The organism is Marinobacterium weihaiense (assembly GCF_019061305.1).
GTDB lineage: Bacteria > Pseudomonadota > Gammaproteobacteria > Pseudomonadales > Balneatricaceae > Marinobacterium > Marinobacterium weihaiense.
Window position 1 is genome coordinate 237,513 of the sequence record NZ_JAHQZT010000001.1, and the last position, 18,663, is coordinate 256,175.

Consider the following 18,663-nt stretch of genomic DNA (forward strand, 5'->3'; position numbering starts at 1 on the left):
CACACGTTGTATGGCTGCCATTGCAGCCCTTGAAAAGGACAATGCGCATGAGTATCTACACCCGAATTCTACTGGCACTGGACCTGTCCGAGGAGTCGGAACAATTGGCCAGCAAGACCGCCCAGATGGCCAAGGCCTTCGGTGCCGAACTGAACCTGATCCATGTAGTGGAGCCGCTCAGTTTTGCCTATGGCGGTGATGTTCCCATGGACTTGACCACCATACAGGAGCAGCTGGATGATCATGCCCGCAGCAAGCTGGACCAATTTGCCGAAAAAGTCGGTTATCCGATTAATCGCAAAATCATCGTCACCGGTCATACCGAGACCGAAATCCATCGCACAGCGGAAGAACTGAACACCGATCTGGTCATCGTGGGCAGCCACGGCCGCCACGGTCTCGCCCTGCTGCTGGGCTCAACCGCCAACGGCGTACTGCACGGCGCCAAATGTGATGTTCTGGCAATCCGGGTAAAGGACGAGGATTAACTCCCGTCCTGCATCGCCTCCAGCTCAACCCAGCGCTCCATCAGCGTTTCCAGATGCTGCTCCTGCTGATGGAGTTTCTCCAGTGTGGCTGCCACGTTTTCATGATCACCGGCATAAAATTCCGGTGCCGCCACTTGGGCCTGCAATGCTTCCAAGGCTGCCTCGGCATGCTCAAGCTGCTCCGGCAACTGGTCGAGCTCTCGCTGCAGCTTGTAGCTCAGCTTCTTGGATGCCTTTTTAACCGGCTTCACATCAACGGTTTTTGACGCCGGCTTTCCATGCACAGGCGCCACCTTGACCGGACGCTGTCGCAGCCAATCCTGATAACCGCCAACGTATTCCCGCACCTGTCCTTCGCCCTCAAACACCACTGAACTGGTCACGACATTATCCAGAAAACGACGGTCATGACTGACCAGCAGAATGGTGCCGTCGAAATTGAGCAGGATCTCTTCCAGCAGCTCCAGTGTTTCGATATCCAGGTCGTTGGTGGGCTCATCCAGTACCAGCACATTGGCTGGCTGACTGAACAGCCGGGCCAGTAGTAGTCGGTTGCATTCACCACCGGACAGAGCCTTAACCGGCGTGCGCGCCCGTTCGGGACTGAACAGAAAATCCTGAAGATATCCGATGATGTGCTTGCTCTGACCATTGATTTCGACACTTTCCCGTCCACCAGAGACGTTGTCGATGACGCTCTTTTCGGGATCCAGCTGACCGCGCAACTGGTCGAAATAGGCAACCTCGAGCTTGGTGCCCAACTTGACCTGCCCTGCATCCGGTTCCAGCTGACCCAGAATGATCTTCAGCAGCGTACTCTTGCCACTGCCGTTGGGACCAATCAGGCCAATGCGATCACCACGCTGAACCTTCATGGAAAAATCCCGCAGCAGTGGCTTGCCGGCATACTGCATGGAGACCTGTTCCAGCTCGGCTACCAGCTTGCCGGACTTCTGCGCTTCCTCAAGCCCGAAAGTCGCCGAGGACTGGCGCTCGCGACGCTGTGAGCGCTCACGGCGCATCTGCTCCAGCGCACGTACACGACCTTCATTGCGGGTTCGTCGAGCCTTGATCCCCTGGCGAATCCAGCGCTCTTCCTGTGCCAATTTCTTGTCGAATTCCGCGTTCTGACGGGCTTCCTCTTCCAGCAGTTGGGCCTTGAGTTCAAGGTATCGATTATAGCTGCCGGGGAAGCTGGTCAATGTACCGCGATCCAGCTCGACAATCCGTGTCGCCAGCTTTTCCACGAGTGCACGATCATGGGATACAAATAGAATGGCACCTCGGAACTCAAGCATCATCTGCTCAAGCCATTCGATGGTTTCGATATCAAGATGGTTGGTAGGCTCGTCCAGCAGCAGCAGATCGGGCTTCTGCACCAGCGCCGCGCCCAGCGCCGCACGCCGGCGCCATCCACCTGACAGCTCCGCCATACGGGTCTCCGCTTTCAAGCCAAGCTTATCCAGCACCGTTTGCACCTGCTGCTCCAAGTGCCAGCCGTCACGGGCTTCCAGCTGGTGCTGCAAATGTTCCATTTTCTGCAGCGAGGCGGCATCAGTTTGGTGTGACAAGGCGTCAAAGGCTTCACGCAACGCCAGCACCTCGCTCAGCCCTTCGGCAACCACATCATAGACCCGACGCTCATCAGCCGCGGGCAACATCTGCGGCAACTGGGCAACACGAATGGCCGGATCTTGCCAAACCTGGCCATGATCCACATGCAGTTCATTCGAAACCAGCTTCATCAAGGTGGACTTGCCGGCCCCGTTCAGGCCGACGAGCGCGATGCGCTCACCCGGGTCAATCTGAAAAGTGACATCATCCAGCAGCGGCGCCGCACTGAAACTGACGGAAACGCCCTCTAACTTCACCAACGGCATAAAGACTTGCATCCTGTCCTGAAATTAAACAGACGCTAGTGTACCTGAAATACAACCCGGGATTGAAAAAGCATGTTGCCGCTTATGTTTCATAAACCGCCGGTATACACTGTGGCAAATGCTCCCCCAGGCAACAGAGAGGTACATATGGTTCCGCTTCATCGCTGGCTGGTGATCAGTGCGCTACTCGCCGCACCGGCTACCGCCGATACGCTCGCAGAGACTCAGGATGAGCTGCGCGATGCCTTCGTCAAAAGCTACACGGCCATTGCTGCCGACCCGGACAGCATCAGTGAAATGATGCATGAAACTCTGGGCCATTACCCCCTGTACCCTTACCTGGAGTACCGGTTGCTAAACAGCCAGCTTGAACAGCAGACCCAAGCGCGCATTGACGATTTTCTGCAACGTCACGAGGATACGCCACTCTATGGCAGGTTGCTGTTTGCCTGGGCAAGGCACACCGGCGAACAGGGACACTGGCAAAACTTTGAACAGACCTGGAGCCGCATTCAGCGCCCCAGTACATCCCTGCAATGCCTGAACGGACGCCGCCTGCTTGATCAGGGCTCTCAGGATGCAGCATGGCAAACAGCCCGCATGCTCTGGACCGTCGGCCACTCACAGCCGGATATCTGCGACCCTCTGTTCGAGCCCTGGCTCAAGTCCGACAATTTCACCTCGGCCGATGCGCTGAATCGTTATGTGGCGGCCTTGACCAAGGGACGCACCGGGCTGGCGACTTACATTACGCGCTTCCTGACGACGGCTGAAGACAAATTACGAGCCGAGCAAGCATTGAAACTATACAAGACCCCTCGCCTGCTGCTGGACGATCCCAATCAGTTGAGCAAGGATCATCCTCACCGACACGCCCTGCTGGAGATGAACGTCAGACGTCTGGCGCGCAGTGATCTGGATGCCGCCATCCGGCTCTGGGTCCGTGATCGCGATCGACTGCAGGTACCTGAAGAGGCACAGCAGGAATTGACGGGCTACCTGGGTGTATGGCGCTCCAAGCGCTTCCCGGGCAGCAATGGCCGCCAGTTACTGGCTAAACTGGACCCGCATTACACGCATGCAGAGCTAACTGGCTGGCGTATTCGCCTGGCACTGACCGATCGGGACTGGCAGCAGGTCAACTCCCTGATTGGCAAGCTGCCGGAATCCGAACGTCTGTCGGACCGTTGGCAGTACTGGGATGCCATTGCCCGCCAGCACCTGGGCAAGCCGGTGCAGGACCAGCTGCGAACCTTGGCTGGCGAGCGTAGCTTCTATGGTTTCATGGCCGCACAGTTGCTGGGTCAAGACTACGCCCTGAACGATGAGCCGGCGCAGTTCAGCCAGGAAGCACTGGATACACTGGCGGCAACACCATCCTTTGAACGCATGCGCGAGCTGCTGGCCCTGGAGCGTTATACGGATGCACGCTCGGAGTGGAACCTGGCGGTTGCCGACATGACACCGGAACAGATCCACCTGGCCGCACACCTGGTCAAACGCTTTGGCTGGCACCATCAGGGCATTCGGGGCGCCATCAAGAGCGGGCAATGGAATGACATGCAATTGCGCTTCCCGGCACCTCATACCGAGCTGTATCAGCGTCACGCCAAAGCACGCAGCATTGACCCGACTTGGGCACTGGCTGTAACGCGCCAGGAAAGCGCCTTCTGGATGGGCGCGCGCTCACACGTTGGCGCACGCGGCCTGATGCAGCTGATGCCCGCTACCGCACGGGCCACCGCCCGCCGGCATGGCATCCCGCTGGCCGGCTTGGGTGCTCTGAACGAACCGGATACTAACATTCAGCTAGGTACCGCCTACCTCAGTGAGGTCGCAAAGCGCTTTGACGGCAACCAGGCCTATGCCTCGGCGGCGTACAATGCAGGCCCACACCGTGTCAGCCGCTGGCTGGAAGCGCGCGGTAAGCTGCCGCTGGATATCTGGATCGAGACCATCCCGTTTGATGAAACGCGCGGCTACGTGCAAAACGTACTTTCGTTCCGCGTTATCTATGAACGTCTGGCTAATCGGCCGGTTGCACTGTTCAGCGAGCAGGAGTTCAGCATGCTGGCTCTGCAGCAGTAACGGGGCTTACCGTTGCGGCAGTGCATCCATGAACTGCCGCAACTGATCTACATCAAAGGGCCAGCCCAGCTCGGCTGGGCCATCGCGCTCCACCAGCACCGGAATGCGTTCGGCATAGCGCTCCAGCAATGACGGTTCATAGACGATATCCACCAGATCCACTTCCGCTTCACCGGCCACCAGCCCCTGTTGCAGAACCGCGATCGCGTCCTCACACAAATGACAGCCTTCGGTTGTCATAAGGTCAAGCTTGCGCATGATCAAATATTTCCTTCATTTACTTACAGTTGTATGAATTTGGCTGCCAATCGCCTGACCTTGGCATATGATGTCGGCTACCACCCCTCGGCAGAAGTACGACCGATGAAAAACAAGACCTCAATCATCACGCCACGAGATAACGAACACGCATTGCAGGACGATGAGTTCATCGTCAGCAAGACAAACACCCAGGGTATCATTACCTACTGCAATCGAACATTCATGCGTATTTCAGGCTTTTCCGAAGCCGAACTCTTTGGCAAACCACACAATATCATTCGTCATCCCGACATGCCCAGAGGGGCTTTTCATCTGCTGTGGCAACGACTCAAATCAGGCCGGGAATTTTTCGGTTACGTCAAAAACCTGTGCAAGGACGGCAGCTATTACTGGGTCATGGCCAACATCACCCCGGACATCAATGCGTCTGGCACATTGGTGGGGTACTACTCGGTTCGTCGCAAGCCAAGCGCGCAGGCCATCAGAACCATTACCGACATCTATCAGCAGATGCACGCCGAAGAGCAGCGCGTCGGCCCGCAAAACGGTCCGCAGGCATCCGTCGACCTGTTGATGGAGACCTGTCGCGCACAGGGGTTCGATTACGACCATTTCATCATGCATCTTGACCAGCAGTGAGGCAACGCATGACCGACAAGCACTCTCAAAGCAGCGGCACCCCTTTCCTGCGCATCCAGCTTGATGCGGCCTGCGCAGGTTTTGTAGCCCTCACGCTATGCCCGAGCCTGATCGCTTGGCTGACCGTGGACTTCACCTTCTGGTTACTACTGCCATTGCCGTTTGCACTGCTGCTGACCGGCATCATTCATCGCAAGGGGCAGCGCGCGCTGAATACCCTGATCCGAATCGAGCATACGCTGTCCGAGGCCAACAAGGGAGGCTTTGATTCACGCGTGACACATACTGCCCGCTTGGGCGAAGTCGGCAAGGTAGCCTGGGAGCTAAACGATTTTCTCGACAAGATCGAAACATACTTCAAGGAGGTGGATTCATGCTTCCAGCATGTTTCTCAAGGGAAATACGACCGCAAGGCGCTCTACAGAGGCCTTCCGGGACAGCTGCGCGAGTCGCTGATTCGTATTAATACTTCGCTTGAGCTGATGCGAAAGGGCGCCGAGTTCATCGCCAGCAATGAGCTGAACTCCGACCTGCACACGCTTAATACCACACACCTGATCAACAACCTGCGCCAGAACCAGGCCGACCTGGTCAGCATCAGCCAGGAAATGGAAAGGGTCGAGGCTATCGCCACAAACAACGGCATTGCGGCACAGAAGAGTCAGCAGAGCGTCAATGACATGATTGTCTCGTTGAAGTCGATAAACACCACGACCGACGCTGTCGTCAATCTGATTCGCCAACTGGGCGAAGAGAGTCGACAGATGTCGGCATCGCTATCCTTCATCACCGAGATTGCCGATCAGACCAACCTGCTGGCACTCAACGCCGCCATTGAAGCCGCGCGTGCCGGTGAGCACGGACGCGGCTTCGCCGTGGTTGCCGATGAGGTCAAGGCATTATCGAACCGTACCAAGGAAGCCGCTATCGAGATCAGCACGACTGTCAGCAGCTTCAGTGAACGCGTGGACGAAATGGTTGTTCAAGCCACGGCCTCTGAGCAGGCCTCGAATGAACTGGGTGAAGTTGCACAAGGGCTGCATCAGCAATTCGCAACCTTTTCTTCTGCAGCGGATGAAACCTGTCAATACGTCAGCTATGCCAAAGATCTCACGTTTGGCTCCCTGGCCAAGGCCGATCACGTAATCTTCAAACAAAACGGCTACCTGATGTTTGACGAGAACAACGAACATCCGGATGTTCTGGAAGCCATCAGCATCGACCATGACCAGTGTCGCCTTGGCCAATGGTACTACCAGGGCCCCGGCAAGGAATCGTTCAGTAACACATCCAGTTATCGCCTGCTGGAAGCACCGCACCAGGAAGTCCATGCTGCAGTGCAGCGTGCCGTGGCACTGCGGAACGAGAACTGGCGAGAGGCCACTGACGTGCGACGCCTTATCGTGAAGGAAATGACACACGCAGAAGAAGAAAGTTACAAGATTTTGCAATATATTGATGACATGATCGGGGAACGCCACAGGAATATGGCTTGAAAATCATACTTGCAACCGCCAGCAGCCGGAGATTATGCTCGAAGACGTAATCGGCTGCTGGCCGGTCGACATGATCGCTAAACCGTTAGGCAGCGCATCCGACAGCCGTGTATTCGTCGGGCAGGCACCTTGAACTCAGCAGATATGGAACGCATGCACCTATGACGGACAAAGACGAGAATACCCTTAGCACAGACCCCCAGGAATTCATCAATTATGTAAACCGGGAAACCGGCAAGGTGCTGGAAATGTTTTCAGCCACCGGCGGCGACGATATTCTGCGCCAGTTCACCCAATCATGGACCGAACTGGCAACCCGTTCGCTGGAAGATCCCACAGTCTGGATTCGTGCCATTGCCGACTATCAGCAGGCGCAGTTCAACCTCTGGCGCAACCTGCTCAGTGGCAAGACCAGCGAAGAGCCCATCGCCGAACCCTCCCCCGGTGACCGCCGCTTCAAGGCCGAAGAGTGGTCGAAGAACCCCGTTTTTGACTATATCAAGCAGTCCTATCTGCTGACTTCACAGATGCTGACGGAAATGGCCCATAACGCCAAACTGTCTCCAGCCGAACAGCAGAAGCTGGAGTTTTACACTCGCCAGTACGTCGACGCCCTGTCACCGACCAACTTCGCCCTGACCAACCCCGAAGTACTGCAGCAAGCACTGGAAACCAAGGGCGCAAGCCTGGTTGAGGGCCTGAAAAACCTGTTGAGTGACATCGACAAGGGCCGCATCTCGATGACGGATGAAAGCGCCTTCGAGCTGGGGACCAACCTGGCTACCACCGAAGGCGCCGTGGTATTTCAGAACCACATTTTCCAGCTGATTCACTACAAGCCGCTGACCGAACAAACCTTCGAGCGACCCACCCTGATCGTGCCGCCGAGCATCAACAAATACTACATCCTTGATCTTCAGCCGGATAATTCTTTTGTGCGCTATGCGCTGGAACAGGGCCAGGATGTCTACCTGATCTCCTGGAACAACCCTTCTTCCGAGGAGCGTGACCTGAGCTGGGACGACTACGTCGGTGACGGCGTTATCAAGGCCATCGAAATCACCAAACGCATCAGTGGCCAAGACCGTCTGAATGCCGTCTCCTGGTGCGTGGGCGGCACCCTGATGGCATCGGCGCTGGCCGTGCTCGCCAACCGCAAGGACAACTCTGTCAGCAGCTGCACCTTCCTCACCACCCTGCTCGATTTCAGTGATCCGGGCGACCTCTGCGTCTATATTGACCAGCATCAGGTCAAGCATCTGGAAAGCAAGGTCAACAACGAGGGCATCCTGCACGGTCGCGAGCTGGCCACGTCATTCAACATGCTGCGTTCAAATGACCTGATCTGGTCCTACGTGGTCAACAATTACCTCAAGGGCCAGACCCCACCGCCGTTCGACATTCTCTACTGGAACAGCGACCCGACCAACCTGCCGGCCGAGTTCTATACCTACTACATCAATCGCATGTACCTGGAGAACAAGCTGGTGCAGCCGGATGCACTGACCATGTGCGGAGAGCCGATCGACCTGCGGCGCATCAAGACGCCCTGTTACTTCCTGTCGACCATGGAGGATCATATTGCCCCCTGGAAGGGCACGTTCAAGGCACTGGACCTGTTTGCCAATGTCGAGTTCGTACTGGGGGCGAGCGGGCACGTGGCCGGCGTCATCAACCCGGCCAAGAAGAACCGTCGCAACTATTGGATCAAGGGCGAGATGGGCAAGGGCCCCGAGGCCTGGCTCGAAAGCGCCGAACGCCACGAAGGTTCTTGGTGGGGCCACTGGAGCGACTGGCTGCGCCGCCGTGCAGGCAAGAAGGTTGATGCACCGAGCGAGTATGGCACCCAGGAGTTTCCAGTGCTGGAAGCCGCACCAGGCAGCTATGTGCGCAAGCGTCTCGATTGATTGAAACACACAACCGAAAACGGGGCCATCAGGCCCCGTTTTTACATCTGCGGCACCGGATCAAATACCGCCCATCAGCATGTATTTGCATTCCAGATACTCATCCAGCCCCTGCTGGGCCCCTTCACGCCCCAGGCCAGATGCCTTGATACCGCCAAACGGAGCCAGCTCGGTTGAAATCACGCCCTCGTTGATGCCGACCATGCCATACTCCAGCCCTTCGGCCACACGCCAGCAGCGTCCCAGATCACGGCTGTAGAAATAAGCTGCCAGACCATATTCGGTTGCGTTGGCCATTTCCAGCGCTTCAGCCTCATCCTTGAAACGGAAGACCGGCGCCAGGGGACCGAACGTCTCGTCGGTAGCCACGCACATGTCGGTGGTCATGTTTTTCAGTACCGTCGGCTCGAACCAGGTACGCCCCAGCGCATGCGGCTTACCGCCACAGACAACTTCGGCGCCTTTGGCCACGGCGTCATCAATGTGGAACTGAATCTTGTCAACGGCCGCCTGGTTTATCAACGGGCCCTGCTGGACACCCTCCTCCACGCCGGAGCCGACCTTCAGCTGTGACACACGCTGCGCCAGTCCTTCGACAAAGCGGTCATAAATGCCGTCCTGCACCAGGAATCGGTTTGTGCATACACAGGTTTGACCGGTGTTGCGATACTTGGACGCCATGGCACCATCCAGCGCCCGCTCCAGGTCCGCATCGTCGAACACGATGAACGGCGCATTGCCGCCCAGCTCCAGCGACAGACGCTTGACCGTGTCCGCACACTGAGCCATCAACAGCTTGCCGACACCGGTCGAGCCGGTAAAGGAGAGCTTGCGTACCTTGGCACTGCCGGTCAGCACAGACCCCAGCGCTTTGGGGTTACCGGTCAGGATATTGAAGACGCCGGCAGGGACACCGGCCCGCTCAGCCAGCTCGGCCAGGGCCAGAGCCGACAGGGGCGTGTCCTCCGCGGGCTTGCACACGAAGGTGCAACCGGCTGCCAGTGCCGGCGCCGCTTTGCGGGTAATCATGGCCGCCGGGAAGTTCCAGGGCGTGATAGCAGCAACCACCCCGACCGGTTCACGGCTCACCAGGATACGTGCATCACTCTTGTGCGTGGGCACGATCTCGCCATAGGCACGTTTGCCTTCTTCGGCGAACCATTCAATGAAGCTTGCCGCGTAGATGACTTCGCCCTTGGCCTCCGCCAGTGGCTTGCCCTGCTCCAGCGTCATCAGCAGCGCCAGGTCATCGGCATTATCCAGCACCAGTGCATGCCAGCGACGCAGAATTTCGGCACGCTCCTTGGCCGTTGTTTTCTTCCACTGATGAAAAGCACTCTCGGCCAAATCGACCGCGCGCTCGGCGTCGGTCTCTACCATCAGCGGCACCTGCGCAAGCTCCTCCCCGGTTGCCGGGTTAAGCACTGCGAAGGTCTCGCCACTGGCGGCATCGGTCCAGCGACCATCCACATAGGCTTGCTGACGCAGCAAGCGACTATCCTTCAGCTTCATTATTACCTCCAAACCAGGATTTCATACAGGGGCTTACGGGATTGCACTCCCGAGTGCCGACGCTTATGCTGTGGCACCCCACATCAATTAGGTTGTCGTTACAGCGGTTGCAGGGGGCGCGCCGAGCGCATGACCACACCATTACCCATGCCGTTAGAGTACAACATCAGACCGTGTTCATTTTAAGCCAGAAACGCAACGCAGAAATACGTTATTTGTTACAACTGGGCTGGCCCATCATGGTGGCACAGCTGGCGCAGAATGCGATGGGGTTTATCGATACCCTCATGTCCGCGCGCGCCGGCACTCAGGATCTCGCTGCCATTGCGCTGGGCAGCAGTTTATGGCTACCACTGTTTCTGGCACTGGCAGGTGTCTTGATGGCCACAACTCCGCTGGTCGCTCACCTGGTCGGAGCCGGACGCGAGCGCGCTACGCGACGCGTGCTGCACCAGGGATTCTGGGTTGCGGCTGTACTCAGCATTCTGGGTGTAGTACTGCTCAGGAATGCCGGTCCACTGCTTGATCTGCTTGGGCTTGACGCTACCCTGCAACACAAGACTCAGGCTTACCTGGACGCCATTAGCTGGGGGTTCCCCGCGTTTCTGTTTTACCAGGTAGTACGCAGCTTCAGTGAGGGCTTTGGCAAAACTCACCCGGTCATGCGTATCGCTGTACTAGGCGTATTATGCAATATTCCGCTAAATTATGTACTTATCTTTGGAAAGCTGGGTTTTCCAGCCCTTGGCGGCGTCGGCTGCGGTTATGCAACCGCTGCCGTCATGTGGATCATGCTGCTAACGGGGCTCGCCTACCTGATCAAAAGCCCACAATTCCGTCCATTGCACCTGCTGCTGCGCTGGCACAGGCCCGCTGTCAAACAGCAGCTGCAGATGCTGAAGCTGGGGGTACCCATCGGCTTCTCCTTGTTGATTGAGGCCAGCATGTTCTGCGTACTGGCGCTGATCCTGGCCCCCCACGGCGAGACCATCATCGCAGCCAATCAGATCACCATTAGCTACACGGGAATGATTTTCATGGTTCCGCTCAGTATTGCCATGGCCCTGACCATTCGTGTTGGACAACTGGCCGGACGCGGCGATCCCGAGGCCGCTCGCCACGCGGCGGGTACCGGCATCCTGATTACCCTGGTCATTGCCACGTTCAGCTGCGCCCTGTCATTGCTGCTGGCACGCAATATTGCCCTGATGTATACCTCGGTGGAGGAAATTGTGATCATGGCCGCCACCCTGATCAGCATCGGCGCCGTGTTTCAGTTTTCCGATGCGCTGCAGGTCAGTGCCGCTGGCGCCCTGCGCGGCTACAAGGATACGGCCATCCCGCTGGCACTGGTGTTTGTAGCCTACTGGCTGATCGGCCTGCCTGTCGGCTATGTACTGGGCTTTACCGACTGGATTACCGAGCCTCTGCTGGCCGCCGGTCTCTGGTACGGGTTGTTGATCGGCTTGAGCGCAGGCGCCGTATTCTTGACCACACGTCTCATACGGATCGCACGCCATGAAATGGTCAATGCTCGTGTTGGCAATACTGCTGGTGGGCTGCAATCAGAACGGTCCTGAATCCGAACTCAAGGATTACGCTGCCCGCGTCAGCAATGCGATCGAGCAGGATTTTGATCTGGTTTTCAGCGCCACCCTGCCGCAATACCCGGCCAAACGCCATCGCTCACTGACGCTGACGGAGCTGCGTGAGGGCGTCATTGACGTCTTCGACCTGCGCCGGTGTGGCCTGATGGAACTGATCGGCGAGCGCAATAGCTCGCTGGGTAAGCTGGCATTGCCATCCCAGCGCCTCATCTATGAAACCCGGTTCCTGCCGCCTCTGCGTGCCTGCATCCAATCACTTGAACAGCTGACCCCGCTTAGCGAAGAGGATCAAGATCTGCTTGAACGCCTGCGCCACATCGAGCAAGTCAAAACGCGCAATTACCCGCGTGTTGTCAGCAATGCTCTGTTCAACTCGGATGAAATCAGTCAACATTTTGCTATTAGCGGTTCAGCCGGACGCTTCGAGACCCCAGCGCCCCTAACAGGTCTTAGTCCGGCCCTGAAACGATTTGAGCATCTGGCGGACCAGGCTGACGATACACATTGGCAAGTCCCAGCCTGGATCACTGAACTTGAAACCAGCTACGAAGCCTTTTATCGCTCCCATTTCGGGCATGAATGGAGCCAGAGTCTATTATTGCTGACTCAAACCCTCGACCAGACGGCCGCCGCCATCGAAACTCGCCTGGCTCGACGCCCGATGTGTTTCAACAAGCGCCCGACCCCCCAAGCCAACATTGTTCGCAACGTTTTCACGCGGTATTACGCCGGGCGACTGCAGCCCTGGATGTCGAACATACACCGCAATGGCATGCAGTGGCGGCAACACTGGCAGGCATTGCGGCAAAAGCTGCCAACGACGCCTCACGTGGCAGCATATTTTGATCATATGCTGGCTGACCGGCCGGGTAGCCTTTGGCATGACTACCAGCAGGCACGCGAGCGACACACCCAAGCCTGGCAACAGTTGTTGGGGCAGTGTGGCATGATGCCGGGCAACTCCCCGAATGGTTGAGTAGCACCTGCTTTTCGACCATGATGGTGTCATTGCACGGATGGATGCCACAGTGTCGAATCCCGTTTCAACAGTCTTCAAGTTCTGGCCGGCCTGTTTAGCCCTGCTACTGCCCGCCCTTGTGATCATGGCAAGCCTGGTACTGGCCGATCAGACACGCCCACTGCGCCTGTCTGAGCAGCAGATAAGCCGCTACGGCCAACTATACGGCGAAGCAGCTGCCAAGCGTCTTGCCGCCTGGCAAGCGCTGCTGCAAGACGCTGCCAACCTCCCTGAGCCGCAAAAACTGGATGCCGTAAACCGCTTTTTCAACCAAGTCCGCTTCATCGACGACATTGATCACTGGGGCAAAGAAGACTATTGGGCCACTCCGGCCGAATTCCTGATCAGCAACGGTGGCGATTGCGAAGACTTTTCCATTGCCAAATACTACACCCTGAGAGCATTGGGAGTAGCCGATGAGCGCATGAGCCTGGCTTATGTCAAATCACTGGAGCTGAATCAGGCACATATGGTATTGACGTACTATGCCTCCCCCGAGGCCATGCCCGTTGTACTGGACAACCTGATCGGTGAAATTCGTCCCGCCGACAAGCGCCCGGATCTGCTGCACGTCTATACTTTCAACGGTGACAATCTCTGGTTGAGCAAAAAGGGCCGTCGAGCCGAACTCGTTGGTACTTCGGACCGGCTCAAACCATGGACCAGCGTTCAGTCCCGTGTCGAAAACAACAGCGTTAACCTGAATTCGCAGGAGCCCTGAGGATGTCACTCAAAAACCAATTGATTGCCACCGTACTCGCTGTTCTGCTCGGACTGGTTCTGAGCACGTTTTATATCCTTTCGGACAGTACCCGCGACACACTGCTGACACAACTGGAATCACATGCCGAAGACAGCGCCACGCATCTGGGCCTGTATTTGGCCCCCTACATGCAACGCAAGGACCAAGCGACCATCGCCACCGCCGTCAATGCCATTTTTGACAGCGGCTTCTATCAGCAGATCGAGATCCAGGACAGTCAGGGCAATGCCTTGTACCTCAAGCAGTACAAAGCCGATACCGCGATCAACGCCCCAGCCTGGCTGATCAGCCTGATTCCCATCACCCCGCCGGAAAAAGTGCGACCCATTACCTACCAATGGCAACAGGTCGGCAGCATTCATGTGCGCAGCCGCGCTGGCTATGCTTATGAACAGCTCTGGCAGAGCATGCAGCAGACGCTGGTGCTATTTGTCAGCCTGGCTGTGGCAACAGCGTTGATGCTGTCACTGCTGCTGCGCCAGCTGCTCAAGCCACTGCAAGGCGTCGAACATCAGGCCATGGCGCTGGCACGACGGGAATATATCGAACAACCCCACCTGCCCCGTACCCGCGAACTACGTCGCGTGGTCATGGCGATGAACCTCATGGTGCGGCAGGTCGAGCACATGTTTGCCGAGCAGAACCGCAATATCGAGTCCCTGCGCAGCACCGCCTACCGCGACAGCCTGACCGGCCTGAACAACCGCCGCGCTCTGCTGACACAACTGGCCGAACATCTGGAATACCGTCAGGACTTTGGTCCGGCCTCACTGGTATTGTTTCACCTAAACGACCTGCAGACACTCAACCTCCGCCTGGGTGAGGAAGACACCAACCATCTCATCCAACAATGCGCGCATAGCCTGCAGACCCTGGGCCAAGCAATGGGGCCACACGTGGTAGGCCGCCTCGGCGGCGGTGATCTGGTATTGATGACACAGCGCCGAGGGCTGGATGAATGGCAACAGAAACTGACCGGCACACTCAATCTGGCACAACAGCTGGTACACGGCCAACAGGCCAATGCGGCCGACATGCCGGTTGCCAGTATTGGCATCGCTTCCGGCGACCAGACCTGGAGCGTCGACAAACTGCTGTCACAAGCGCGCCTGATCCAACAAGAAGCTGAACAGGCCGGCAGTGGTCTCATGCTACTGCAGGATCAACAGCAACAACACGGCTGGTCTGAGCAGTGGCAAACCCATGTCGCCAACGCCATCCACAACGAACAGATTTTCCTGCAGCAGCAGACCCTTGAGGACGAAACCGGCCTATGCATTCATGCCGAAGTGTTTGCACGCATCCTTGATCAGGACAACACCCCCTGCCAGGCGGGTGACTTTCTGGGAGTCGCCCGCGACCTGAAGCTGCTGGAGGCCGTTGACCGCCTGATCGTCAAACATGCCATACAACACCTGCAACACCACCCACAGGCCCCCAAACTGGGCCTCAACCTAGCCAATCAGACGCTGGCGGAGCCCACCTTTGTCAAATGGCTGCTGCGTCAATTAAAAGACAGCCAGCAGGCTTCACGCATCAGCATCGAAGTCAATGAGACTGCCATCCTGACGCACCTTGACAACATTCGCCAATTGCGGAGTGCACTGGCCAAGCTGGGCGTACAATTCGGCGTGGACAATTTCGGCACCCACCCTAACGGCTTCAGCTACCTGTACGCCCTCAAGCCTGACTACCTGAAGCTGGACGGATCATTGATTCGTCAGCTGGACCAAAGCGACGAGGACCGTTTTTTCGTCAGCAGTCTGATCAGCGTTGCGCATAGTCTGGATATTCGCGCCTATGCCGAACACGTTGAGCGTGATACTCAGCATCAGGCGCTTGTCAGGCTGGGCATCGATGGCACCCAGGGCTACCTGCACGGCAAGCCGTCACCGCTGGCCGCATCACAGGTGTGATTCCACCCACTGCTGCAGACTGCGGGCATCCATGGCACCGGCACGACGGGCCAACTCAACGCCTCCCTGCAGCAGCAAAAGCGTCGGAATACTGCGTACCTGATATTGGGATGCCAGCTCTTGATGAGTTTCTGTATCCACTTTGACCAGCCGACACCGAGGCTCCAGCGCCCGAGCAACGCTTTCAAAGACCGGCGCCATCATTTTGCACGGACCGCACCAGGGGGCCCAGAAATCGATCAGCACGGGAATATCGGTATTGGCGACAATGCGCTGAAATGCGTGATTGTCCACATCGACAGGGTTGGCCGCAAACAGAAGGTGCTTGCATTTACCACAGTGGGGCGCTCGGTCGAGGCAAGACGAGGGAATTCGATTGGTTGCCAGACAGGCGGGGCAGGAAATATGCAGGGAATCGTTCATTGGGACCTCCGGTTGATCGGTTCAATGATCAATAGAGGCGCCCAATGACAATTTCAATCCATCAGCGGCCTTTCAAGTTGACCAGCGCTTCCAGCTTGCGGTTGAGGCGCTGCTCTTTTTCCTGCTGTCGCTGCTGCTGCTCTTCCTGACGCTGCTGCTTCTGACGCTCGCGACGCTGTGCCTGGATCTCCTTGATGCGCCCCTGCGCATGCTCGGCTTCGCCAGCCGTTACAACACCGGCGGCCTCACCCTTGAGGTCCACGCGCTCAACGCCCTCCTGTACCGCACGCAGATATGCCAAAGAGCGTACGTAAGTCGCCAAGGCACGCTTGATGCGATTGCGCGCCAGTTTTTCATCCGCGATCAAATCCTCCTGGATTCCGATCTTGAGCGGGCGCACCTTGTCACGGCTGAACGTCAGCGGGTAGGCTTCGATCAGCTGCTCCAGTGCAGCCTGGTTAGCGGCACGATTCTTAGAGCGATTTTTGCTATTGGCAGTTTGATTCACTGTTTGACTCTCTGTTTTACCGGTATCTGCCCTGCTCCGTGCTTCGGCAGCGGACAGTCTTTGTTCACACTCCTGCAGCAGCGATTCAACCTCGTGCTGCAGATTGATCAGATCTGACACTCAGCCAGCCCCTTTACGGATTAAATACTCGTAGCTCTGATTGTCCGACAGCCCCTGACTCAGCAACTCATGCCCAAGGAACGTACAAAACTTGGGAATATCACGCTGGGTGGAAGGATCGGTTGCAATCACCTTCAACACCTCACCTGCTGCCATTTCGCGCACCTTGTTGTGCAGCAACATGACAGGCTCGGGACACAGCAGGCCGCTGGCATCAAGCATTTGGTCAAAACCGGATTCATTCATGCGGGTTACCGTCTCTCCCGAGGCATGAGAATTTGAAGCGGCCAAAACCGTCAAAACAGGTTGCGACCTTATCAGAAGCAATTATCCTGATATGGAGACCATCTCTCAAGGAGTAAGCCCATGATTCGTGTATTGATTGAACGGCATGTTGCCGAAGAACTCAGCGAACATTATGAACAGGCATCGCGCGAAACGCTGCAACTGGCCATGCAGGCCCCCGGCTTCATTTCCGGAGAGGCACTGCATGATACGGCTGATCCAAGGCATCGTGCCATTCTGGCAACCTACCGATCCGAGCATGACTGGCAGCTTTGGCATGCGTCCGAGGAGCGGCGTGCCATGATGGATCGTATTGCCCCCATGCTCGAGCATGAAGAGAAAATAACGGTTTTCGCGCACTGATATCAGTTTGAATCAATTTTCAGGCGTAAGTGACAGCCAGCAGGTTATCTCTTCGCGATCGTGATATAGGTGGCGGGCTTCAAGCCGATATGCTATTCCGGCGGATGCAAGCTCCCCGCGCAGGCGTCCAAGGCAGTCCTCTACCTCGTCAAAGCGCTGTTTCATTGGCAACTTGAGATTGAAAATCGCATTACGGCACCAGCCATTGAGCGCCCAGTGAACGACCAGTTCAGTCACCCTTGCAGGCTTGTCAACCACATCACACACCATCCAGTCCACCGGCTTCGGGGGGGCAAAGGTAAAGGCATCTTCGCGGCGATGCTCCACCTGACCCGACTCCATCAAATCTTCATTCATCGGGCCATTATCAACCGCAATAACGAACATGTGCTGATTGACCAACTGCCAGGTCCATCCGCCAGGGGCCGCACCCAGATCGACCGCGGTCATGCCACCGGCCAGCAACTCATCACGGCGGCGCTTGGGAATGAAGTAATGCCAGGCTTCTTCAAGCTTGAGTGTGGAACGACTAGGGGCTGCAGCAGGGAACTTTAGACGCTGAATCCCCATCGGATGAGGCGAGCTGTTAGCTACCGGCGCCACACCTAACCAAAGCGTCTTGCCATCAATAACCATGACATGCAGGCGCCACTGACTACGCTGCTTGCGTGGCAACAGCAGTGACTGCTGACGCAAGGCCTGGGCCAGTGCCGAACTGAATTTGCGTGCAAAACCTTGCAGCTCACGCCCCTCGGTAGTATCGGCCACTTCGATCATCACTTCACTACAGGAGGGCATCTTGGCCACCTGTTCCGCGATAGGCGTGATGCGATCGGCAGAAGGCAGGCGTTCCAGACGCGCAACGCAGGCACTCCACTGTCGGGCGAAGACCAGATCGCGAAAGCGAAGCTTGCGAATCGCTACTTCTGCGGTTCCGGGCTCATGACAATGATAGATAACATATCCCTGTGCCGGCTCGAACTGCGGATAGCCATACACGCCAATTTCAGCACAACGGGTTGTGATTTCTGCCGCACACTCTTTTTCAAACCCGGAACGGCAATGCAGCAACAGTGTATTCAGCTCACTCATGAGGCCTCCTGAAATGAGCGCGAACTATAGTAATCCATTGGTCTAATAACAACCGTAAGGAAACTCGAAAGCGCGAAAAAACAACTCAAACACCTGCTTGATCCATATCAAATAAAGCCTTTTATTCGCGACAGATGCCGTTCATAAAACCGACAAAGCGGGCGCAGGTTCGGCATACACACACCCTTATTTTCAATACAACGTCGAATTCACATCGATAATTCAATGACTTGGGAGCTATAGCTTTACAATCCAACTGCATGGAGGGAGGAAAATGCCCTGCGACAATAAACCACA

17 protein-coding genes are annotated in these 18,663 nt (G+C 56.8%); 10 read left to right on the top strand and 7 right to left on the bottom strand.

Annotation, left to right across the window (positions count from 1 at the left end; all coding sequences use genetic code 11):
- Positions 1–47: 47 nt before the first annotated feature.
- Positions 48–488, top strand: a complete 441-nt coding sequence (locus KTN04_RS01165) for a universal stress protein (RefSeq protein ID WP_217333369.1) — start codon at positions 48–50, stop codon at positions 486–488.
- On the opposite strand, the gene KTN04_RS01170 is transcribed toward KTN04_RS01165, so the two are convergent.
- Positions 485–2,368: an ATP-binding cassette domain-containing protein gene (locus KTN04_RS01170; RefSeq protein WP_217333370.1), complete on the bottom strand. Its 1,884-nt coding sequence runs from the start codon at positions 2,366–2,368 to the stop codon at positions 485–487. The two genes, KTN04_RS01165 and KTN04_RS01170, sit on opposite strands and share 4 nt — an antisense overlap.
- Positions 2,369–2,515: 147 nt before the next feature.
- On the opposite strand from KTN04_RS01170, the gene KTN04_RS01175 reads away from it, so the two are divergent.
- Positions 2,516–4,456 carry a transglycosylase SLT domain-containing protein gene (locus KTN04_RS01175; protein WP_217333371.1) on the top strand — a complete coding sequence of 647 codons (1,941 nt, stop codon included), beginning with the start codon at positions 2,516–2,518 and terminating at the stop codon, positions 4,454–4,456.
- A 6-nt stretch (positions 4,457–4,462) separates the two neighbouring features.
- Here the strand turns inward: KTN04_RS01175 and KTN04_RS01180 are convergent, their stop codons facing one another.
- Complete coding sequence (locus KTN04_RS01180; protein WP_254262280.1) at positions 4,463–4,714, bottom strand: glutaredoxin family protein; 252 nt, start codon at positions 4,712–4,714, stop codon at positions 4,463–4,465.
- Positions 4,715–4,819: 105 nt separating this feature from the next.
- Between KTN04_RS01180 and KTN04_RS01185 the strand changes: the two genes are divergently transcribed.
- From KTN04_RS01185 to KTN04_RS01195, 3 genes are all read left to right on the top strand, one after another.
- Positions 4,820–5,356, top strand: a complete 537-nt coding sequence (locus KTN04_RS01185; protein ID WP_217333372.1) for a PAS domain-containing protein — start codon at positions 4,820–4,822, stop codon at positions 5,354–5,356.
- Positions 5,357–5,364: 8 nt separating this feature from the next.
- Positions 5,365–6,852, top strand: coding sequence for a methyl-accepting chemotaxis protein (locus KTN04_RS01190; RefSeq protein ID WP_217333373.1), 1,488 nt, complete (start codon positions 5,365–5,367; stop codon positions 6,850–6,852).
- A 161-nt stretch (positions 6,853–7,013) separates the two neighbouring features.
- Positions 7,014–8,759 carry a PHA/PHB synthase family protein gene (locus tag KTN04_RS01195; protein WP_217333374.1) on the top strand — a complete coding sequence of 582 codons (1,746 nt, stop codon included), beginning with the start codon at positions 7,014–7,016 and terminating at the stop codon, positions 8,757–8,759.
- A gap of 60 nt (positions 8,760–8,819) precedes the next feature.
- Here the strand turns inward: KTN04_RS01195 and KTN04_RS01200 are convergent, their stop codons facing one another.
- Complete coding sequence (locus tag KTN04_RS01200) at positions 8,820–10,271, bottom strand: NAD-dependent succinate-semialdehyde dehydrogenase (RefSeq protein WP_217333375.1); 1,452 nt, start codon at positions 10,269–10,271, stop codon at positions 8,820–8,822.
- 239 nt (positions 10,272–10,510) lie between these two features.
- Between KTN04_RS01200 and KTN04_RS01205 the strand changes: the two genes are divergently transcribed.
- From KTN04_RS01205 to KTN04_RS01220, 4 genes are all read left to right on the top strand, one after another.
- The gene (locus KTN04_RS01205) at positions 10,511–11,851 is read left to right on the top strand and encodes an MATE family efflux transporter (protein ID WP_254262281.1); all 1,341 of its coding nucleotides are present in this window, start codon (positions 10,511–10,513) and stop codon (positions 11,849–11,851) included.
- Entirely contained in the window at positions 11,790–12,854 is a 1,065-nt protein-coding gene (locus KTN04_RS01210) for a DUF3080 family protein (protein WP_217333377.1), read from the top strand. The genes KTN04_RS01205 and KTN04_RS01210 overlap by 62 nt, the downstream gene beginning before the upstream one ends.
- 127 nt (positions 12,855–12,981) lie before the next feature.
- Positions 12,982–13,617, top strand: coding sequence for a transglutaminase-like cysteine peptidase (locus KTN04_RS01215; protein WP_217333508.1), 636 nt, complete (start codon positions 12,982–12,984; stop codon positions 13,615–13,617).
- 2 nt (positions 13,618–13,619) lie between these two features.
- The gene (locus KTN04_RS01220) at positions 13,620–15,575 is read left to right on the top strand and encodes a bifunctional diguanylate cyclase/phosphodiesterase (RefSeq protein ID WP_217333378.1); all 1,956 of its coding nucleotides are present in this window, start codon (positions 13,620–13,622) and stop codon (positions 15,573–15,575) included.
- Here KTN04_RS01220 and trxC read toward each other — a convergent pair.
- The 3 genes from trxC to tusA form a co-directional block, all read right to left on the bottom strand.
- Entirely contained in the window at positions 15,564–15,998 is a 435-nt protein-coding gene (gene trxC, locus KTN04_RS01225) for a thioredoxin TrxC (protein ID WP_217333379.1), read from the bottom strand. The genes KTN04_RS01220 and trxC overlap by 12 nt on opposite strands.
- A gap of 61 nt (positions 15,999–16,059) precedes the next feature.
- Entirely contained in the window at positions 16,060–16,506 is a 447-nt protein-coding gene (locus KTN04_RS01230) for a ProQ/FinO family protein (protein ID WP_328515945.1), read from the bottom strand.
- A gap of 120 nt (positions 16,507–16,626) precedes the next feature.
- Positions 16,627–16,872, bottom strand: a complete 246-nt coding sequence (tusA, locus tag KTN04_RS01235) for a sulfurtransferase TusA (RefSeq protein ID WP_217333381.1) — start codon at positions 16,870–16,872, stop codon at positions 16,627–16,629.
- 120 nt (positions 16,873–16,992) lie between these two features.
- On the opposite strand from tusA, the gene KTN04_RS01240 reads away from it, so the two are divergent.
- Positions 16,993–17,274: an antibiotic biosynthesis monooxygenase family protein gene (locus tag KTN04_RS01240; protein ID WP_217333382.1), complete on the top strand. Its 282-nt coding sequence runs from the start codon at positions 16,993–16,995 to the stop codon at positions 17,272–17,274.
- A gap of 12 nt (positions 17,275–17,286) precedes the next feature.
- Here the strand turns inward: KTN04_RS01240 and rlmM are convergent, their stop codons facing one another.
- Positions 17,287–18,366: a 23S rRNA (cytidine(2498)-2'-O)-methyltransferase RlmM gene (rlmM, locus tag KTN04_RS01245; protein ID WP_217333383.1), complete on the bottom strand. Its 1,080-nt coding sequence runs from the start codon at positions 18,364–18,366 to the stop codon at positions 17,287–17,289.
- Positions 18,367–18,663: the final 297 nt, after the last annotated feature.

Excerpts from the sequence above, each read along its gene's own strand:
- KTN04_RS01165 (WP_217333369.1), top strand. The coding sequence starts at position 48 with ATGAGTATCTACACCCGAATTCTACTGGCACTGGACCTGTCCGAGGAG.
- KTN04_RS01170 (WP_217333370.1), bottom strand. The coding sequence starts at position 2,368 with ATGCCGTTGGTGAAGTTAGAGGGCGTTTCCGTCAGTTTCAGTGCGGCG.
- KTN04_RS01175 (WP_217333371.1), top strand. The coding sequence starts at position 2,516 with ATGGTTCCGCTTCATCGCTGGCTGGTGATCAGTGCGCTACTCGCCGCA.
- KTN04_RS01180 (WP_254262280.1), bottom strand. The coding sequence starts at position 4,714 with ATGCGCAAGCTTGACCTTATGACAACCGAAGGCTGTCATTTGTGTGAG.
- KTN04_RS01185 (WP_217333372.1), top strand. The coding sequence starts at position 4,820 with ATGAAAAACAAGACCTCAATCATCACGCCACGAGATAACGAACACGCA.
- KTN04_RS01190 (WP_217333373.1), top strand. The coding sequence starts at position 5,365 with ATGACCGACAAGCACTCTCAAAGCAGCGGCACCCCTTTCCTGCGCATC.
- KTN04_RS01195 (WP_217333374.1), top strand. The coding sequence starts at position 7,014 with ATGACGGACAAAGACGAGAATACCCTTAGCACAGACCCCCAGGAATTC.
- KTN04_RS01200 (WP_217333375.1), bottom strand. The coding sequence starts at position 10,271 with ATGAAGCTGAAGGATAGTCGCTTGCTGCGTCAGCAAGCCTATGTGGAT.
- KTN04_RS01205 (WP_254262281.1), top strand. The coding sequence starts at position 10,511 with ATGGTGGCACAGCTGGCGCAGAATGCGATGGGGTTTATCGATACCCTC.
- KTN04_RS01210 (WP_217333377.1), top strand. The coding sequence starts at position 11,790 with ATGAAATGGTCAATGCTCGTGTTGGCAATACTGCTGGTGGGCTGCAAT.
- KTN04_RS01215 (WP_217333508.1), top strand. The coding sequence starts at position 12,982 with ATGGCAAGCCTGGTACTGGCCGATCAGACACGCCCACTGCGCCTGTCT.
- KTN04_RS01220 (WP_217333378.1), top strand. The coding sequence starts at position 13,620 with ATGTCACTCAAAAACCAATTGATTGCCACCGTACTCGCTGTTCTGCTC.
- trxC (WP_217333379.1), bottom strand. The coding sequence starts at position 15,998 with ATGAACGATTCCCTGCATATTTCCTGCCCCGCCTGTCTGGCAACCAAT.
- tusA (WP_217333381.1), bottom strand. The coding sequence starts at position 16,872 with ATGAATGAATCCGGTTTTGACCAAATGCTTGATGCCAGCGGCCTGCTG.
- KTN04_RS01240 (WP_217333382.1), top strand. The coding sequence starts at position 16,993 with ATGATTCGTGTATTGATTGAACGGCATGTTGCCGAAGAACTCAGCGAA.
- rlmM (WP_217333383.1), bottom strand. The coding sequence starts at position 18,366 with ATGAGTGAGCTGAATACACTGTTGCTGCATTGCCGTTCCGGGTTTGAA.